This is a genomic window from Enterococcus hulanensis (genome assembly GCF_005405485.1).
Taxonomy (GTDB): Bacteria; Bacillota; Bacilli; order Lactobacillales; family Enterococcaceae; genus Enterococcus_A; species Enterococcus_A hulanensis.
In genome coordinates this window covers 1-15,147 of sequence record NZ_BJED01000032.1, presented here as the reverse complement: position 1 = coordinate 15,147, position 15,147 = coordinate 1, and the positions used below count along the sequence as shown (strand labels likewise).

The 15,147-nt window shown below is 42.1% G+C and carries 10 protein-coding genes; 3 read left to right on the top strand and 7 right to left on the bottom strand.

The window, feature by feature from the left end; translation table 11 throughout:
• Nucleotides 1–39: 39 nt before the first annotated feature.
• Nucleotides 40–237, top strand: coding sequence for a hypothetical protein (locus FFR60_RS21850; RefSeq protein ID WP_137665804.1), 198 nt, complete (start codon nucleotides 40–42; stop codon nucleotides 235–237).
• 94 nt (nucleotides 238–331) lie between these two features.
• Here the strand turns inward: FFR60_RS21850 and FFR60_RS21845 are convergent, their stop codons facing one another.
• Nucleotides 332–1,936: an AcpB/EbpR/MafR family transcriptional regulator gene (locus FFR60_RS21845; RefSeq protein WP_249355067.1), complete on the bottom strand. Its 1,605-nt coding sequence runs from the start codon at nucleotides 1,934–1,936 to the stop codon at nucleotides 332–334.
• 475 nt (nucleotides 1,937–2,411) lie between these two features.
• Nucleotides 2,412–3,872 (bottom strand): NAD-dependent succinate-semialdehyde dehydrogenase, encoded by a 1,461-nt coding sequence (locus FFR60_RS21840; RefSeq protein ID WP_137665803.1) that lies wholly within the window; start codon nucleotides 3,870–3,872, stop codon nucleotides 2,412–2,414.
• Between the two features lie 455 nt (nucleotides 3,873–4,327).
• Between FFR60_RS21840 and FFR60_RS21835 the strand changes: the two genes are divergently transcribed.
• Together FFR60_RS21835 and FFR60_RS21830 are read left to right on the top strand one after the other, a co-directional pair.
• Nucleotides 4,328–5,350, top strand: coding sequence for a hypothetical protein (locus FFR60_RS21835; protein ID WP_137665802.1), 1,023 nt, complete (start codon nucleotides 4,328–4,330; stop codon nucleotides 5,348–5,350).
• A 145-nt stretch (nucleotides 5,351–5,495) separates the two neighbouring features.
• Nucleotides 5,496–5,906, top strand: a complete 411-nt coding sequence (locus tag FFR60_RS21830; RefSeq protein ID WP_249355066.1) for a hypothetical protein — start codon at nucleotides 5,496–5,498, stop codon at nucleotides 5,904–5,906.
• A gap of 270 nt (nucleotides 5,907–6,176) precedes the next feature.
• Here the strand turns inward: FFR60_RS21830 and FFR60_RS21825 are convergent, their stop codons facing one another.
• The 5 genes from FFR60_RS21825 to FFR60_RS21805 all read right to left on the bottom strand — a co-directional run bounded on the left by FFR60_RS21825 (nucleotide 6,177) and on the right by FFR60_RS21805 (nucleotide 14,632).
• Nucleotides 6,177–6,971: an ABC transporter permease gene (locus tag FFR60_RS21825; protein ID WP_088933513.1), complete on the bottom strand. Its 795-nt coding sequence runs from the start codon at nucleotides 6,969–6,971 to the stop codon at nucleotides 6,177–6,179.
• Nucleotides 6,972–7,014: 43 nt separating this feature from the next.
• Nucleotides 7,015–7,947, bottom strand: a complete 933-nt coding sequence (locus tag FFR60_RS21820; protein WP_137665801.1) for an ATP-binding cassette domain-containing protein — start codon at nucleotides 7,945–7,947, stop codon at nucleotides 7,015–7,017.
• Between the two features lie 393 nt (nucleotides 7,948–8,340).
• Entirely contained in the window at nucleotides 8,341–9,933 is a 1,593-nt protein-coding gene (locus tag FFR60_RS21815; RefSeq protein ID WP_137665800.1) for a SpaH/EbpB family LPXTG-anchored major pilin, read from the bottom strand.
• On the bottom strand, nucleotides 9,930–10,703 hold the full coding sequence (locus FFR60_RS21810) for a pilin N-terminal domain-containing protein (protein WP_137665799.1): 774 nt from the start codon (nucleotides 10,701–10,703) through the stop codon (nucleotides 9,930–9,932). Before FFR60_RS21810 ends, FFR60_RS21815 begins: the two co-directional genes overlap by 4 nt.
• Nucleotides 10,703–14,632 carry a VWA domain-containing protein gene (locus tag FFR60_RS21805; protein WP_137665798.1) on the bottom strand — a complete coding sequence of 1,310 codons (3,930 nt, stop codon included), beginning with the start codon at nucleotides 14,630–14,632 and terminating at the stop codon, nucleotides 10,703–10,705. The genes FFR60_RS21810 and FFR60_RS21805 overlap by 1 nt, the downstream gene beginning before the upstream one ends.
• Nucleotides 14,633–15,147 lie beyond the last annotated feature (515 nt).

Here is a 15,147-nt window from a genome sequence, read left to right as displayed (position 1 = left end):
TGAAAGTATAGTGAAAAGCTTTTTGAAGGAGAGGATAGCATGAGCTCAAAATACGAACTTCCTACAGACGAAGAACGATTAGCGGCAGAATTTGAAAAGCTAGGCCGACAGTTCTTTGCTAAGGTCGAAGCGAAGAATTTTACCCAAGCCTATAAAATCTTGGATCAACTCACGGCTCCTTCTCAACACGATCTTCAAGAAACCAAAATCTATGAAGACAATCAAAAACTCATTTAATAAGCAAAAGACAGCGAAGAAATCATTCAATTTCTTCGCTGTCTTCTTTTATAAGGGATGCATCGCGCTTTCTATTGGGTGGAAACGTACCCTTTCAGCCGGCTAGTTTACTAACAAGCTGCTGCAGCTGAAATACATCCTGATTCGTTAAGAATGGATCAATCACCACTGTCGGATACTCCTCCGGTACTTCTTCCACACTGCTTGACGTAATCAGTGCATCATATTTTTCCAATTCTGAACGATTGATGTTCACGCTGGTTAATTTTTTCTCTACATAATGAACTTCAAAGTTCCCATAGATTTGATTTTCAATTTGGCTGCCTAGGAAAAATTCTTCTGTCGGTGATAATTCAGATAGCAACAACAGCTTCAGCGGCCGATCGCAGCTTGCTAACAGCGTCAAGCTTTGCGGTACCATCGTGATCAAGAGATAGACATAATTCCAGACGAAATCCTCAGCTTGATAGATTTGATACCGTCTGACGAAATAGTCAACGATCTTTTTCACCTTTTTCACTGCTTGATCGTGAGTCTCTGATAATTTTTCAAGGAAGATTTTTCGCTGTAAAAATAAAATATCGATCAGCTGACCATCTGGTTCATAGATCCGATGCTCATTCAGTAAGACGATTGCCAGCTCCTGTTTTTTGTCATTGCCTAACGAGAAGTTCAAGAGACTATCGAACTCCTCCACCAGCTCTAAGTGACGATAATAGCAGTCCGCATACTCGTCTTCTTTTCTTAGCGCGCTGTGCAATTGACTCTTACTGGCAACCACCACATCTGAATAAGACAACCAGAGACAATCCTTGATCTTATCTGAGGACAGCTTCACGCGAAAGACTTCCAGCGCCATTCGTTTAAAAGCATCCAAGCTTTGTTTTTCCGGCAGCATCAAATCACTTTCCAACTCCGATTTTGGATAGTAGTGCCCATTTTTGATTCGCCACAAACTAATGTACATGTTATAGCCCAGTCGTTTGCGGGAAATATAATTGTCCTCCAGCTTATTCACCTGAATAAATTGATTCACCAATTCCGTGATCGCCTTGATCTGGAATTCCTTCAGATCACGATACAGCGAATCCAAGCGATCCGACTTTTCAATGAAATAGCGGTAGTACATATGCCGGATGACACTTTCATTTCCCTCTAGGCGTAATGGCCGATACTGCAGATTTATGCCTGTTTGCAACAGCACACTTTCGATTTTTTTCAGATTCCGCTGTGTTTTTGACGGACTCAAGAAAAGCTTCTTCGACAAATCGATAATATTTTCGCATTCTTCGTAAAGCAATTCCTCAATAATCTGAAATTCCGGCGACTGTTGGATCGTATCTGCGTATAGCCGATTGATACTGACATGCGACTTGATCTGCAGCTGATACAGCCCTTTGTACTTCATGATTCGAAAGGCGTCCTGCTGACTGTTGATCAGTTTGACATCCTTTAATAAAACCGAGAGCGAGCATTCTAATTCCTCCAACAATTGGTCGCTGGACAAGCCTATGCGACAGGCATACAGCAATTCCACTAAACGCAGATGCCGTAAATTACTCACTCCTAAAATCTCTCTAAAGTTCATATCCTCACCCTCTTCACTAACTCCTCTGCTACCCACACCAACATCTGACTCTAGAAAACTAGTTGTCATATGGGTATGAAGCAAAACCCCTTTCGCTTCATACTGAATCATGTATTACAAACCCTTTGAAGCATTCAAAAATGGTACGCTTCCCCCTCCTTCTTTTGTTTTAGTTTGACAAAAGAAAAAGCCAAGTAATAAAACATACGTAATTATTACTTCGTTTTATCCGTTGTCTTACTGTATAATAATGGTAACTGATATCCGCCTTCTCTGCTTTTCCCCCTTAAAAAAAGGAATCCGTTATTGAATGACACCCACCCAAAGCCATATATGACATCTTTAAACATACACACGTTATTTAATTCACTTTTTAAATTTAAAATAAATTTTTTTAGAAACTAATAGTTAAATTTTTTTTATTCCGTTTGAATTAATGATATTTTTGAATAATATTGAATAAAAACAGGGACTTTCGTTTTTTAAAATCGGTCGATAAATTTGAATTTTTGACTATTGGATAACTATTACAAACACAAAAAGAGCAATCCTGCGAAAAAGGATTGCTCTTTATTACATTATAGAACTATTTTGCAGTACGGATATTGACGAATTTGACATCGACATATTCCTCTACGCCATACGTTCCGTTTTCGCGGCCAAAACCAGAGTGCTTCACTCCGCCAAACGGTGTCGCAGAGTTTGAAATGTCCGTATCATTCACGCCGACCATGCCATATTGTAATTTGCTGCTGACATTTTCAACGGTATGGATATTGGTAGAGAAGAAATAAGAGGCTAACCCAAATTCTGTATCATTTGCGTCCTCAATGACTTTTTCTTCATCTTCAAAGGTAATCAATGGAATCACTGGTCCAAAGGTTTCTTGATAGAAGATATCCATGTCCTTCGTTACACCATCCAAGACAGTCGGTTCAAAGAAATTCCCGTTGGCATATTCGCCAGAGTCGAGCTTATGACCGCCAGCCAAGATCTTCGCGCCTTTATCCGTGGCATCCTTCAATTGATCGACTACTTTATCGACACCGGCCTGATTGATCAGCGGTCCAGTCGTTGGATCATCTAAGCCGTTACCGACTGTGACATCCTTGATAGCTTCCACGATTCGATCGGTCACTTTTTCTTTGATGTCTTTATGGATGAAGATGCGGTTTGGCGACGTGCAGACCTGTCCATTATTGATAAATTTCGTTTGGATCAAGGTTTCTACCGCACGTTCGATATCGGCATCCGGGAAAATAATGTAAGGTGCATGCCCGCCTAATTCCATCGAAACATTCTTCAAAGTTGGTGCTGCTTGCTCATTCAGCTTTTGCCCCACTTCGGTGGAACCCGTGAAGGTGATTTTTTGCACATCCTCTGATTCTGACAGGATCGAGCCAATCGTTGATGAATCGCCTAAGACGATATTCACCACACCGTCAGGAAATCCGGCTTTATCAAACAATTCCATCAAAGCCAATGCAGACAGCGGTGTCTCCTTCGATGGCTTCAAAATCACGGTACAGCCGGCTGCGATCGCTGGCGAAATCTTCCGAATGATCATATTCGATGGAAAATTCCACGGTGTAATCTCCCCAACGACACCTACTGCTTGCTTGCGTACTTGCCATTGATTCGTTGCTGGTGAGGGAACGATCTCCCCAAATAAGCGTTGACCTTCCGCCGCATTCCAGCGCAGGTTTTCCACGTTTGTTTGAATCTCGCCTTTTGCTTGTGTCAATGGTTTGCCTTGTTCCATCGTCATGATGGCAGCTAAACGCTCGACGTCTTCTTCTACTAAGTCAGCCATTTTATTCATTAATTTTGCCCGTTCAGCCGCTGATTTTTGCGACCATTCAGGAAATGCCCGCTTCGCTGCTTCAATCGCTGAATGGACTTCTTTTTCTCCACCCACATGAACCTCTGCCAGTGTTTCTCCTGTCGCAGGATTCGTCACCGGTTTTGTTCCTTCTGAGCCTTCCACCCATTTACCATTAATATAGAGACGTGTTTCGACTGCTGGTAATTCTTGCTGTTTTCCCATATGTCTAATTTCCTCCCAAGTGATGGTTTTTGGTTGAAGATCAATAATCTTTCGGACCTTCAAACGTTTTCGTTAGTACATAAATTACCGTAACATGGATAAAATCAAAGCTCAAAAAATCAGCTTATAGCAAAAAGTCTTTAGAAAAATTTGATAAATTAGGACAAACAACGTTCAAATACACCGATTTAAATAACCGATCGCTGGAAAAGTCGCTTTTTCAAGATTTTTTTACTTGAATTTTTTGCTCAAAATCTCAAATATTAAGACGACAAATCTTGATATAAAGCCAAAAATTTCGTTTTCACCGAAAAAAACTCTATTTCTTAATTTCTTAAAAAAAAACAGATCAACTTTTTTGTCTCATTTCGCGGTAAGATGTATTTATAAAAAACAAATCATTCTTAACTAATAAACTTAAGGACAAATACATATGACAAAAGGGGAGAAAAATAATGACAGTTAAACAGTTAGGTCAAAGACAGCTCTTCACGATGAAGAGAAAGAGCTTGGAGGCTAGAGTCATTCGTTACTATAATGAAACAAAAGACAGTGATTCAGTGGTGGAGTACGCCGTTGCGATCCTTGTTCGCAACGCCTTATCCATTGGCGGGGCGTTTTCTGATATTTTCAAGGACTTGATCCGCAGCATCTTCATGGAGGCTGAACCATCGGCTGCCTTGCGCCAATTTATGCCCTATTTTCAGTCTTACTTCTCAAATGATGAGTGGCGAGCGCTGATCAATCGCCTATTTAAGAACAAATCCGAATACCATCATTTTAAAGGCAACGCAAAGACAAATATCCGCTGCCTGACACCCAAAAATTCAACAAAAACCAATGAGAAGTCCAGCTTCAACCTCATATCTGTTTTTCGTGCCGCCGATGGCAAAAAGCATACCTGGACCCTAAAGGATATCGACAACTCCAGAAAAACGGAAGAAATCCGCGCATTGCTAAAAATACTCTCTTCATTGACGATTCTAAAAAAAGACGATGTCCGCCGTTTTGCCCAATTGGTAACCTTCGATATCTTTGAATCCACCCACCATACCCATTTCGAAGAACCTCAACCAGAAACACAGGCGGAGTCTGCCCAAAATACCCCTGTGAAAGAAAAAAACACGAAGAAGACAACGGCGCAGTCAGTCGCTTCAACTGCAAAAGCTGCGAACAACGCAACATCAGCGAATACTGGCAAAACGAACTCGCCTAAGCTTACAACGCAGATTGTCGCTAAAACCAGCCCCGTTCCAATAGCCTCGGACACAAAAAAACTCGTAAATGATCCGCCCGCCGCTCAAAATCCAACAACTGGAAGGGCCGCGCCACACGAAAAAAGCGCCAGCGAGAAAAATCAGCCGCCAATAACAAAAACCGATACGCCGCTATCCGAGAAAGTAAACGAACCACAGAAAACATCTCCAAAAACCTCTGAAGGTCTCTTTAATAAGGTCCGGCAACTGCTTAGACAGTAAGCAAATTTTTTCGAGTTGGGCCTGAGGCTTATTTAAGTGTGGAGAGATTTTGAGCTTTCGAGTCAATTGAGCAGAAAATTTCCCTTTGTTCGCAGCAACTAACTTCTGTATACTGATTTTATGATATTTTTTTGAGGTGATCGGATTGTTTGCGACGAACTACAAATTTCAGGTTTCTAAACCATTTAACATTGTTTATATGTTTTTACTTTTACTAGGTCTGTTCCTCACTATCGGAAGATGGGCCAGCCAGTTTTCAGATTTTGTAATCATCAATTCAGAAATCAACTCCCATATCTCAAATTTTTCTTTGAGTCTTATGGCTTATTTAGGTATAGGCTGCAGCTGGATGCTAAGCGGTGTTAAATTCAAATATATTACGGTGTTAGGTCTTGTTTTTATTGTAGGAAATCTATTTTGCGAAACCCTCATGACTATTTTGAACACCCCTGATATTGTGGATGCTTATTTTGGGATCGTCGGTACACTAATTAGTTTTCTATTTCTCTTTGTGACCCAAAAATATGGATTGGCCTCGGTTAAAAAAGAAAACTAAAAAAATGAGACCGGTCATGGATACCCGTAAATAAAGGAACAAGCTAGCTGAACCGAACTTTATCCGCGACATTTCTTTATGTGTGTTCCTCTTTCTGCATTTTCCTAAAAACTCATCGCAAAGCGGACTGCCAGAATAAAAACTCTAAATAGCCGAATGATCTTGCAACTATTGATAATGATAGTTGCAAGGTCATTCGGCTTTCATTTTTGGCTGATTCAATTAAAAGCTTTTTGGTCAGCTTCGAACCATCGCTCTTGATCGCTTCAGCTAAACATTTTTACTGTACAGCGTCACAGTAAGTGGTGCAAAAATCAATACGATCAATACCCCAGTCGCGATCGTCAGCCACGTATCTGCACCGAATACACCATGATCCGCAAGTGCTTTAAAGCTGTTTACCAGATGTGTCACCGGATTGAGTTCAGCGAAGGTCTTTAGCCAGCTAGGCAAGGTATCAATTGGAACAAAGGCGTTAGACAAAAAGGACAGCAGCATAGTCAGTGTCATGGACACCCCTGAGATAGTCGCTGATGATTTCACTAAAATACCGATCATTGCAAAGATCCAGCTCACACACCAGCAGACAAAAATCGTTAACAGACAAGCGACAAACAGCCAACCGTAACCTGCACCTGGCCGCCAGCCAAGAATAAAGCCCGTACCTAAAGAGAAGAAGGTCGCGATCGCGTAACGCACCATATCCGAGATCAATAGGCCGGCTAACGGTGCGATCTGGGCAATCGGCAAGGACTTAAATCGATCAAACACGCCTGTTTCAATGTCTTCTCTAAGCTGTGTCCCAGCAGCAGATGTCGACGAAACCAAGGTTTGGATCAAAATTCCGGGCACAATAATCGGCAAATAGTTACTAACCCCGCCTGCGATCGCTCCACCAAACAGATAACTAAATATGATCATGAAAAAGATCGGCATAAATGTCACGTCCATTAATTTGTCAGGGTTGTGTTTGGTTTTCAATAAATCCCGTTTCACCATAACGAAGGTGTCATTTATGACGCTTTTTATTGTTGTTTTCTTGATATAGCTTTGAGTAATTTCCATTGTATAAACTCCTTTTTAAGTTTTTAAGTATACGCAGCTCTGTTTACCGATTTGTTAGTTCTAAAAAGACTTCATCCAAGGTTGGTTTGCGCACAGAGAATTCCTTCACATCGATTCCTTGCGTGCCAAGGTCTACCAAAAGCTGTGTCATTGCTTTTGTGTCGTTGATTTTTATCGCCAAGGAACCACGATCAGGCAAACGCATGATGGGATCAGAAACTTTAGTCTGTAAAAAATCGGCCGTACGATCAATTTCTTGGGTATCCTCCAATTGAATCTCGAAGTAGGTCTCGCCTAGCTGAGCCTTCAACTCGTTTGACGTCCCTTCATTGACTAGCTTGCCATGATTGATAATGGCGATCCGATCCGCTAATTGATCCGCCTCATCTAGATATTGCGTCGTTAACAAAATCGTCGAACCCTCCTTGACCAATTGTCGGATCACATCCCACATCTTTCCTCGCGTGATGGGGTCTAACCCGGTGGTTGGTTCATCCAGAAAAATCAACGGGGGCTTTGTAATCAAGCTGACCGCCAAATCCAACCGGCGGCGCATGCCGCCAGAGAATTCCTTGATGGCGCGATCTTTAGCATCCATCAAAGAAAATTGCGTCAACAGCTCAAGCGCCCGCTCCTGCGCATCCTTTTTCTTCAATCCGTTTAAGCGGCCGAAAATCACTAAGTTTTCTAGAGCCGTCAGCTCCTCATCGACTGTCGCATATTGACCGGTCAAACCAATCAAGCGCCGCACATCACTTGCTTCTTTAGCAACATCATAGCCGAAAATCTCCGCCTGCCCGTCCGTGATTTTCGTCAGAGTGGCTAACATTCGCAGGAAGGTTGTTTTTCCCGCCCCATTCGGACCTAAGATTCCATAGATCTCACCACGCTTCACCTGCAGACTAATCCCATCCACCGCTCTCTTTTTTGGAAATTGTTTAACAAGGTTATTTGTTTTAATGGCATATTCTGTCATTTGTCCTTCACTCCTTTAATCAGGTTACCTTACTTTTTATATAATAAGGGCACCTGATTAATTTGTCAATAGAAATTACTAAATTAATTCGGTACCCTGATCATATAGTTTATGAAGAAAATGAGCGGCCTCTTATTTCTATGAGCAGAGGCGACAAAATGAATTAAATATAATAGCAACCCAAAATACATGGAGTTAATCAGAAAGGTCTCTTGAATTTTCTTGGCTTTAATTAATCGTTTTTCAAACCATTCAAACGTTTCTGACTCTCAAAAAAGTTCATACGTGAGTTTGATACTAAAGCTTTTAAAACGTGGAGAATCTATACTGTCTTGCAAACAAAAAAGATCAAAAGGCAGCCGCCTTTTGATCTTTTCTTGTTTAAATTTTCAATTAAACTTCAAATTGCACGCGGCGGTAGCGAACGATCGCTGCTGCCATCAAGCCAAGACCGATTACGATAAAGGCAATGATTCCCATTCCACCAGTTGATGGTAATGTTCCGCCCTTAGTAATATTTTCGATTTCTTGATCTGCTGCGCCAGTGTATGTGCCTTCATCTACTACGAAAGTCACATCATCTGTCAATTTAGCAAAACCGCTTGGTGCTTTGGTTTCTCGTAAGTAGTAGGTACCGTATTCAAGGCCTGTTACTTCGAATTTACCATCTGTACCAGAAACATATTTCGTTGCAGTCGCGTAGTCTTCATTTGCTCCAACTGCTGTCCAAGTCATTGAAGTCGCGCCGGCAGTTAAGTAGTAATCCGTTCCGCCAACTCTTCTGATGACTACGAACTCTGCTCCGCCCAATGCTTCTTTAGTAGTTCCAGCAGCGTATTTGAAGAATTTCTTACCACCAGTTTTGATTGGATCAACTGGAGGGTTTACTTTTGAATCATCTTGTCCACCGTCATGGTTCATTGTTACGGTGAATTCGTTGTTGATGTCTAGGTCAACTGGCGTTTCATCGGTAAATGATACCGTGTAGAAAATTTCCATTCTTTGACCAGCATACGTACTTAAGTAGTTTGCTGTCGCAGGACCAGCGGCACCGGTCAAGTTCATCGCAATGTCAAAGCCGGCGTAACCTGAGAAGTCTGTACCATCATTTGTATAGCTATACGTTGCATTGCTCAAGAAAGTTGCCAAGTCAATTTGTTGACCGTTCATCATAATCCGATCAATACCTTCGAATTTCACACCTGTTTGATCCACCGCATCGTTGAATTCTAATTTTCCATAACGAGGTGTGCCGTTGCTCAAGATATCGCCGATTTGGCTAGGGATCACAAAGCTTGCACGGTAGTGAATTTGTTGACCAACTTCAAAGTCGTAAGCGCCAGCTGGACGTGGTGGTAATGGATCGCCATTTTCGTCAACCAATTCCTTTTCAGGATCTTCGCCTTCAACTTTGTTCTTAGGATATAAATGAATATTGGTAAGCTCAGTATTGCCATCTTTAAGCGGCAACATCAAGATCAAATTGTAATCTCCGGTATCAACGCCTGCTGATGCATGTTCTTCAAAGAAGTATACTTTGTATGAACCGTCTGCGTTTTTCGCAGGTAAGTTAGCAAATGTTGCTTCACCGTTTACGTCAGTTGTTTGATCTGTACCAACTCTAACAGCGTTTTGTGCATTTCCCAAAACAAAATCTTCCATGACTTGTTTTGCTTTTGCATTATATTCTGCGTCTGTTTCATTTCCAGTCAATTCTGCATTCAATGCATTATAGAAATCTTCTGTAATGTCCCACGCTGTGAAGGTAATACCTTCTAATGGATCATAGCGATCAAAAGCTGGATTTTCCAACCCGTTGTTATCTGTACCATTCGTTGGAAACTCGTCCATTTTTTTCTTGTGCAGCGTTACATTCACTGAATCTGCTGCAAATGCTTTTTCTCCTCCACCTAGCACCCCTGCTAATAATGGAATCATGCAGAGTAACGTGGTCACTAATGCGACCCATTTTCTCTTGTTTTTCATAATTTTTTTCCCCCTTGTTTTTTCAATCCAATTAAACCAACAGACATAAGCAACAACCCTAGAAAACAATAATTACGTATCAACTCATTAGTAGAAGGAAGTTCTTTTCCCGGATAACTTTTCGGTCCCTCCCCTCCATTGCTTGGTGTTCCAATCGTTTTTGGCAAGTCTTTCCTTGGTTCTGAGCTATCTGTTATCGGCGGTTCTGTCGATTTAGTTGGTGTAGTAGTTGGTTCTGTCGTCGATGGTGGTGGCTCTGATGTCGGCGGTGTCACCGGAATTTCACCGTATTTGCAATTAAAGAGCAAACTGGTGTATTCGGTTGAATCCTTCATCAGCTGTGGTAAATAGACCACGATCGGCAACATAAAATATTTTCCCTTTTCTCCTGAAGCGAGAATCAGATAAGCCGCATCCTTTTCATTTTGATAACGAGGCAATGTGAATGAAGTCTTGCCTGTGTCATCCAATAAAATTGGTGCTTGATTGATCTTTGGCAAATTTTCATCCGCCACAAAATTTGCTAATTTCTCTTTTGTCGAGTATGTGTTCAAGATGAACGCTTTATCATCCTTCTCGTTGCCGGATCGTTTTCCCCGCCACTCAGTCAGATTATAGACATCCAGCGTGAGCGATTCGGTTCCTTCGTAAGTTTTTCCTCCTGACCGTGTATCGATCTGTACTTCTACCTGACTTTCCTCTGCAAAAGCAGTAACCCCCAAGTTACAAATCCCCAGAATTAGTCCCAAGAGAAGAATCACTTTTTTCATTACGATCCCCTCCTCTTAGTGTGAAGCCAGTAGAGGCTGCCTAGCAGTCCTCCTGCTGTTGAAATAACTCCGATTGCTACTTTGAAGAACATCGCCGTCCCTGATCCGCCTGTACTAGGCAGAGGTCCTGCGCCGCGCTTCTTATTTGTGACCGTCAATTGAATAAGGTTCGGATTCCCCAATCCGCCTGATCCGCTGACACTTGAATTTGATTGAATCGTGACATTTCCAGTTGACGAGATACTGATTCGCACGGTACCGTCCATTCCTTGATACCCATTTGGAACGACCGTTTCTGATAAACTGTATTCGCCTGGACGCAAGCCGGTAAATTCAAAGTTCGGTCCGCCAGCTCTTGTTTGATCGTAGCTTGTGCCCACCAATCGGAAGCTCGCTCCGCGCAGTTCATTGCCGCTCTGGTCGACTTTTTTGATCTTCAGCGTAAAATCAGCCATTTTATTGGTGACCTTATACGGTGAAGCTTTTCCATTCAATGTAATGACCAACGCATCGCCTGCGGAGTTTTCCACTGCCTTGAGTTCGATATCTGCCATCTTTTCATACCCAGTCGGCACATAACTTTCCTCAACAATGAAATCACCCATTGGAATATCCGTGATCGTTACCTGACCATTTGCATCCGGTTCTAAATCCGCTGCTAAGACCTTGCCGTCTGATTGACGTTTCACCGTAAATTTCGGCTTGTCTTTACTAAATGGTGTCTTACCGTCATCCATGTACTTGCAGATCACAGCCTTGCCCGTCAACAGTTTGTTGGTAAGCTTGACTCCGCCCGGCGGTACATTCGCGGCGGTAAAACTAGTGCTGTAATTATAGGTTGGTTTCGCATAGCCAGTCGTTCGTGCTTCCTCTACGACGCGATACACACTGCTTCCACCTTCAACCCCTTGGAATACCCCTTTCCATTGATCGATCGGTGTCAACGTTAATGTCTCGACATTTTCCCAAGAAGTCCCGCTTCTCTTTTGCAAGGTCACTCTGACATAACTTGTTCGAAGTCCCCAATAATTATCTGTTCCTTGATAGCTGTCCGACCAGATTTTCTCAACCGGAATCTCTAAGTCTTTGGCTAATTTATTGACCACCTTGTATGGCGATTTTTGTCCATTCAACGTGATATTCAAGCCGGTTCCTGCGCTATTTTCCACCGCTTTCAGATCGATGTCATCCATCTTGGTATAGCCTTGCGGCACATACGATTCTTCAACGATGAAATCACCTAGCGGAATATCAGAAATCGTTACTTGACCGCTCGCATCAGGTTCAAGGTCTGTCGCCAGTACCTTGCCATCCGATTTACGCTTCACGGAGAATTTCGGTTTATCCCCACTAAACGGCGTTTTGCCGTCTTCTTTGTATTTACAAATAGTTGCTGTACCCTTCAGCAATTTATTTGTGATTTGAACCCCTTTGCTCGGTAATGTTTTAGCTGTAAATTCATCCACGTTAGAAATCGGCTTCGTATAACCCGTGGTTCGCGAAGGCTCCACGACCCTGTAAACAGTATTGCCGCCATCCGCTGTGAATGTATCCTTCCAGCCATTCGACGCATTTAGCGTCGTTGACTCAACATCTACCCATGAACTCCCACTTTTTCTTTGTAAAACAACTTTGATGCTATGTGCACGGAGTCCCCAGTAGTCCTCCGTATTCAGATGCGAATCTGACCATTTCTTTTCAACCGGAATCTCGACTTTCTTCGCCTTTCCGCGAACAGACGGCACACCAAAATCTAGCTTATCCGTTGTTCGTTCCGGCGTCGGCTGCAAGGTAGTCCGCCCATTGGTTTGGTACCACTTGCCGTCCTCATAATTCGGATCGTCGGTTTTTAATCGAACGGTATAATCCAGCTGGATCTCTTGGTTCGCATACAGATTAATATTATTGACCTTGATTTTTCGCCTATCTGAGTAATCCAGATTAGGCATTTTACTTGTTTCAATCGCTGGTACACCGCTTTTTGTGACTTCTGTCAGCTTCGGTGTTCCAACTAACTCGAACATATCGCCGATTGGATCTTCGATTTTCCCTTTATCCACGGTCTGAACAACGGTCGTAAACCAATCATTCAAGGAAAGATCAAAGTCTCCCCCTTTAGTTGCGTGGTAGAAGAAATAATCATCTTGATCATCACCGGTCGCACCAAGCTTTTTAGACGCGATCTTATACATCCCGCGAACCAATTCACTTTGTGTATGCAATTCCCGGTTTGGTTCAGGTTTGATTCCAATGGCAACACTGTGGATTTCGATCCCGCTGTCTTTCATGTCTGCTGCTGATGAATTAACCATCGTCAAATGACTAGAAATTTCTTTTTTGTCGCCCATCATCTGATACGGAGCAGGAACAAGATTTCCAAAGCGATCGTACTGAGCTAATTTGGTGACGCCATCCCCCGATCCAAATTGACTTCCTCTATTGTAGGTAGTCCAGTCGTAATCCTTGATGCGGATTCCATCGTAATAAATATTCGAATCATAGTCTCCACGAACAGGAACCATACTTCTATTAGGTCCGCCGTCCGTCAAAAGGAAAATAAGCTTGCGGCGACTCGAGTCTCCCGCATTGTTCAGAGTCGTTTGACCGTCTAACAGCGCCCTTTGCGTATAGGTATTCCCATTCGGCGTGATTGATTGATAGCGATTGAGCATGTCTTGCCAATTGCTCGGATTATCACTCAACGCAAAAGTAGGATGATAGTTTGAGACCTGATAATCGGAATAGATCCCGCCGCCGATTCGAATGTAGTCAGAATCCTGAATCTCTGTAAAGCGAGTGATCAGTTTTTGCAGCGATTGAACCGCCAGCGTCTTACGCAGCTGTCCTTCGATCATCGAATCTTTACTCTGCATCGAATTGGAGTTATCCAGCACGAAATAAACATCTACTCCGGGTTTGCTGATCGAGTTCCCACGAACATTTAAACGAATATTGAATTCATCTTTAACATCCGTTTCACTCGCATATTTTCGCATACCAATATTCGGGTTCTTCTTTTCTCCCCCGTAATTGATATACGAGTTCGTGTGGTTATCCTGCGCAACATTCCAGCTGGTCAGGCCATCCCAACCGCTTTCTTTTTCAAATCCGCCTTGATGGTTGTGGACATTATTCTGTCCCGTTGGTTCCCAATAGCAAGTCGGAAAGGTCCCGGTTGAATTTGTCGTGTAGGCTGGTGCCTTATTAATGTAGTTCAGCGCATACGGTTGAAATAAATTAGCGATCCCAACACTGTCTTTAAGCGACTGCTGAACGGCCGCTGACACGCTTTCCTGCTGCGGACCAATAAAATCCGAAGACGTTTTGTTTTCTGCTTGCAGTCTTTTCGTCTGCTCAGGGTCTTCATCATAAGGTCCTGGTGTTTCTGCTTTTTCGGATGATGACGTTTTTTCAGAGTCTTCTGTTTTTTCGGCCGCTTCCGTTGCTTTAAGCACAAACGGCTTTTCTATTTTCAGAATGTTCTCTTCTGTGATCAGTTCCTGCTCTTCAGCATTTTCTGCAGGAGATTGCTGATCCATCTGCACATCCAAATAGAGCTTTTTGGTCGTTTTCGGCAAATCAAAAACAAGTTGTCCTTCCATTGACGATGAATAGTTTTTCTCAATCAGCCATTCATCTTTTTCAGTCATCTCTTTTATTGTCGGATAGGTTATCACATTTCCTTTCTCATTCGTTACCTTCAGTTTGAGTCGCTGCTCTTTATTACTCTCTTCGCTTTGCCTGCTAAACGTGATTCGCCAACGATTCGAATCTTTTTGCGCTTCGTAATCGTAGGAGACGTTCAAAAATTTTTCATCTATCAATACGGTTTTTGTCGTCTCGGCATAAGCAGTAACTAGTGATGGTATCATCTCTGCAATTAAAGAAAACAGCAGAACAACTAACATGAGTAAGTGCTTCTTTTTCATTTCATTTTTTCCTCCTTTCACTCATTTTTCACCCACTCTCCCTTCCACGTAACAATATGATAGCTTATATTATTTTATTGCGCTTATTGCGTTTTTTTATAATTTCATGTTATTCAAAATGAATATTTTTGCGTCATTTTCCATATTTTTATATCCTTCTTTGTTATTCCATCCAAATTTTTAATTTCAAATAAAGAATAATAAAGTTTGAATGTCGCAAAAATTATTTGCCATTTGAATTATTCGTCAAAAAGACCAAAAAAAGACCTCAGAAATAGATATTTCCGAGGTCTCTGTGAATTTAGTTAGTAAAAAATGAGGCTAACCACTTTTTATCTGCTTATTTCATCGAACGTTTTCTGCTTATTTGTTCAAGAAAAAATAAAGTGTGAAGTTCTTGAAAAAAATCCTTCTATATATAAAATAAGAAAGGCTTCACGAACTCGCTCAGCTTTTGAGCACCAAGTAGGTACTGTTCCACATCAGCTCCAAAAACCAATCGCTGTGTCTCACAG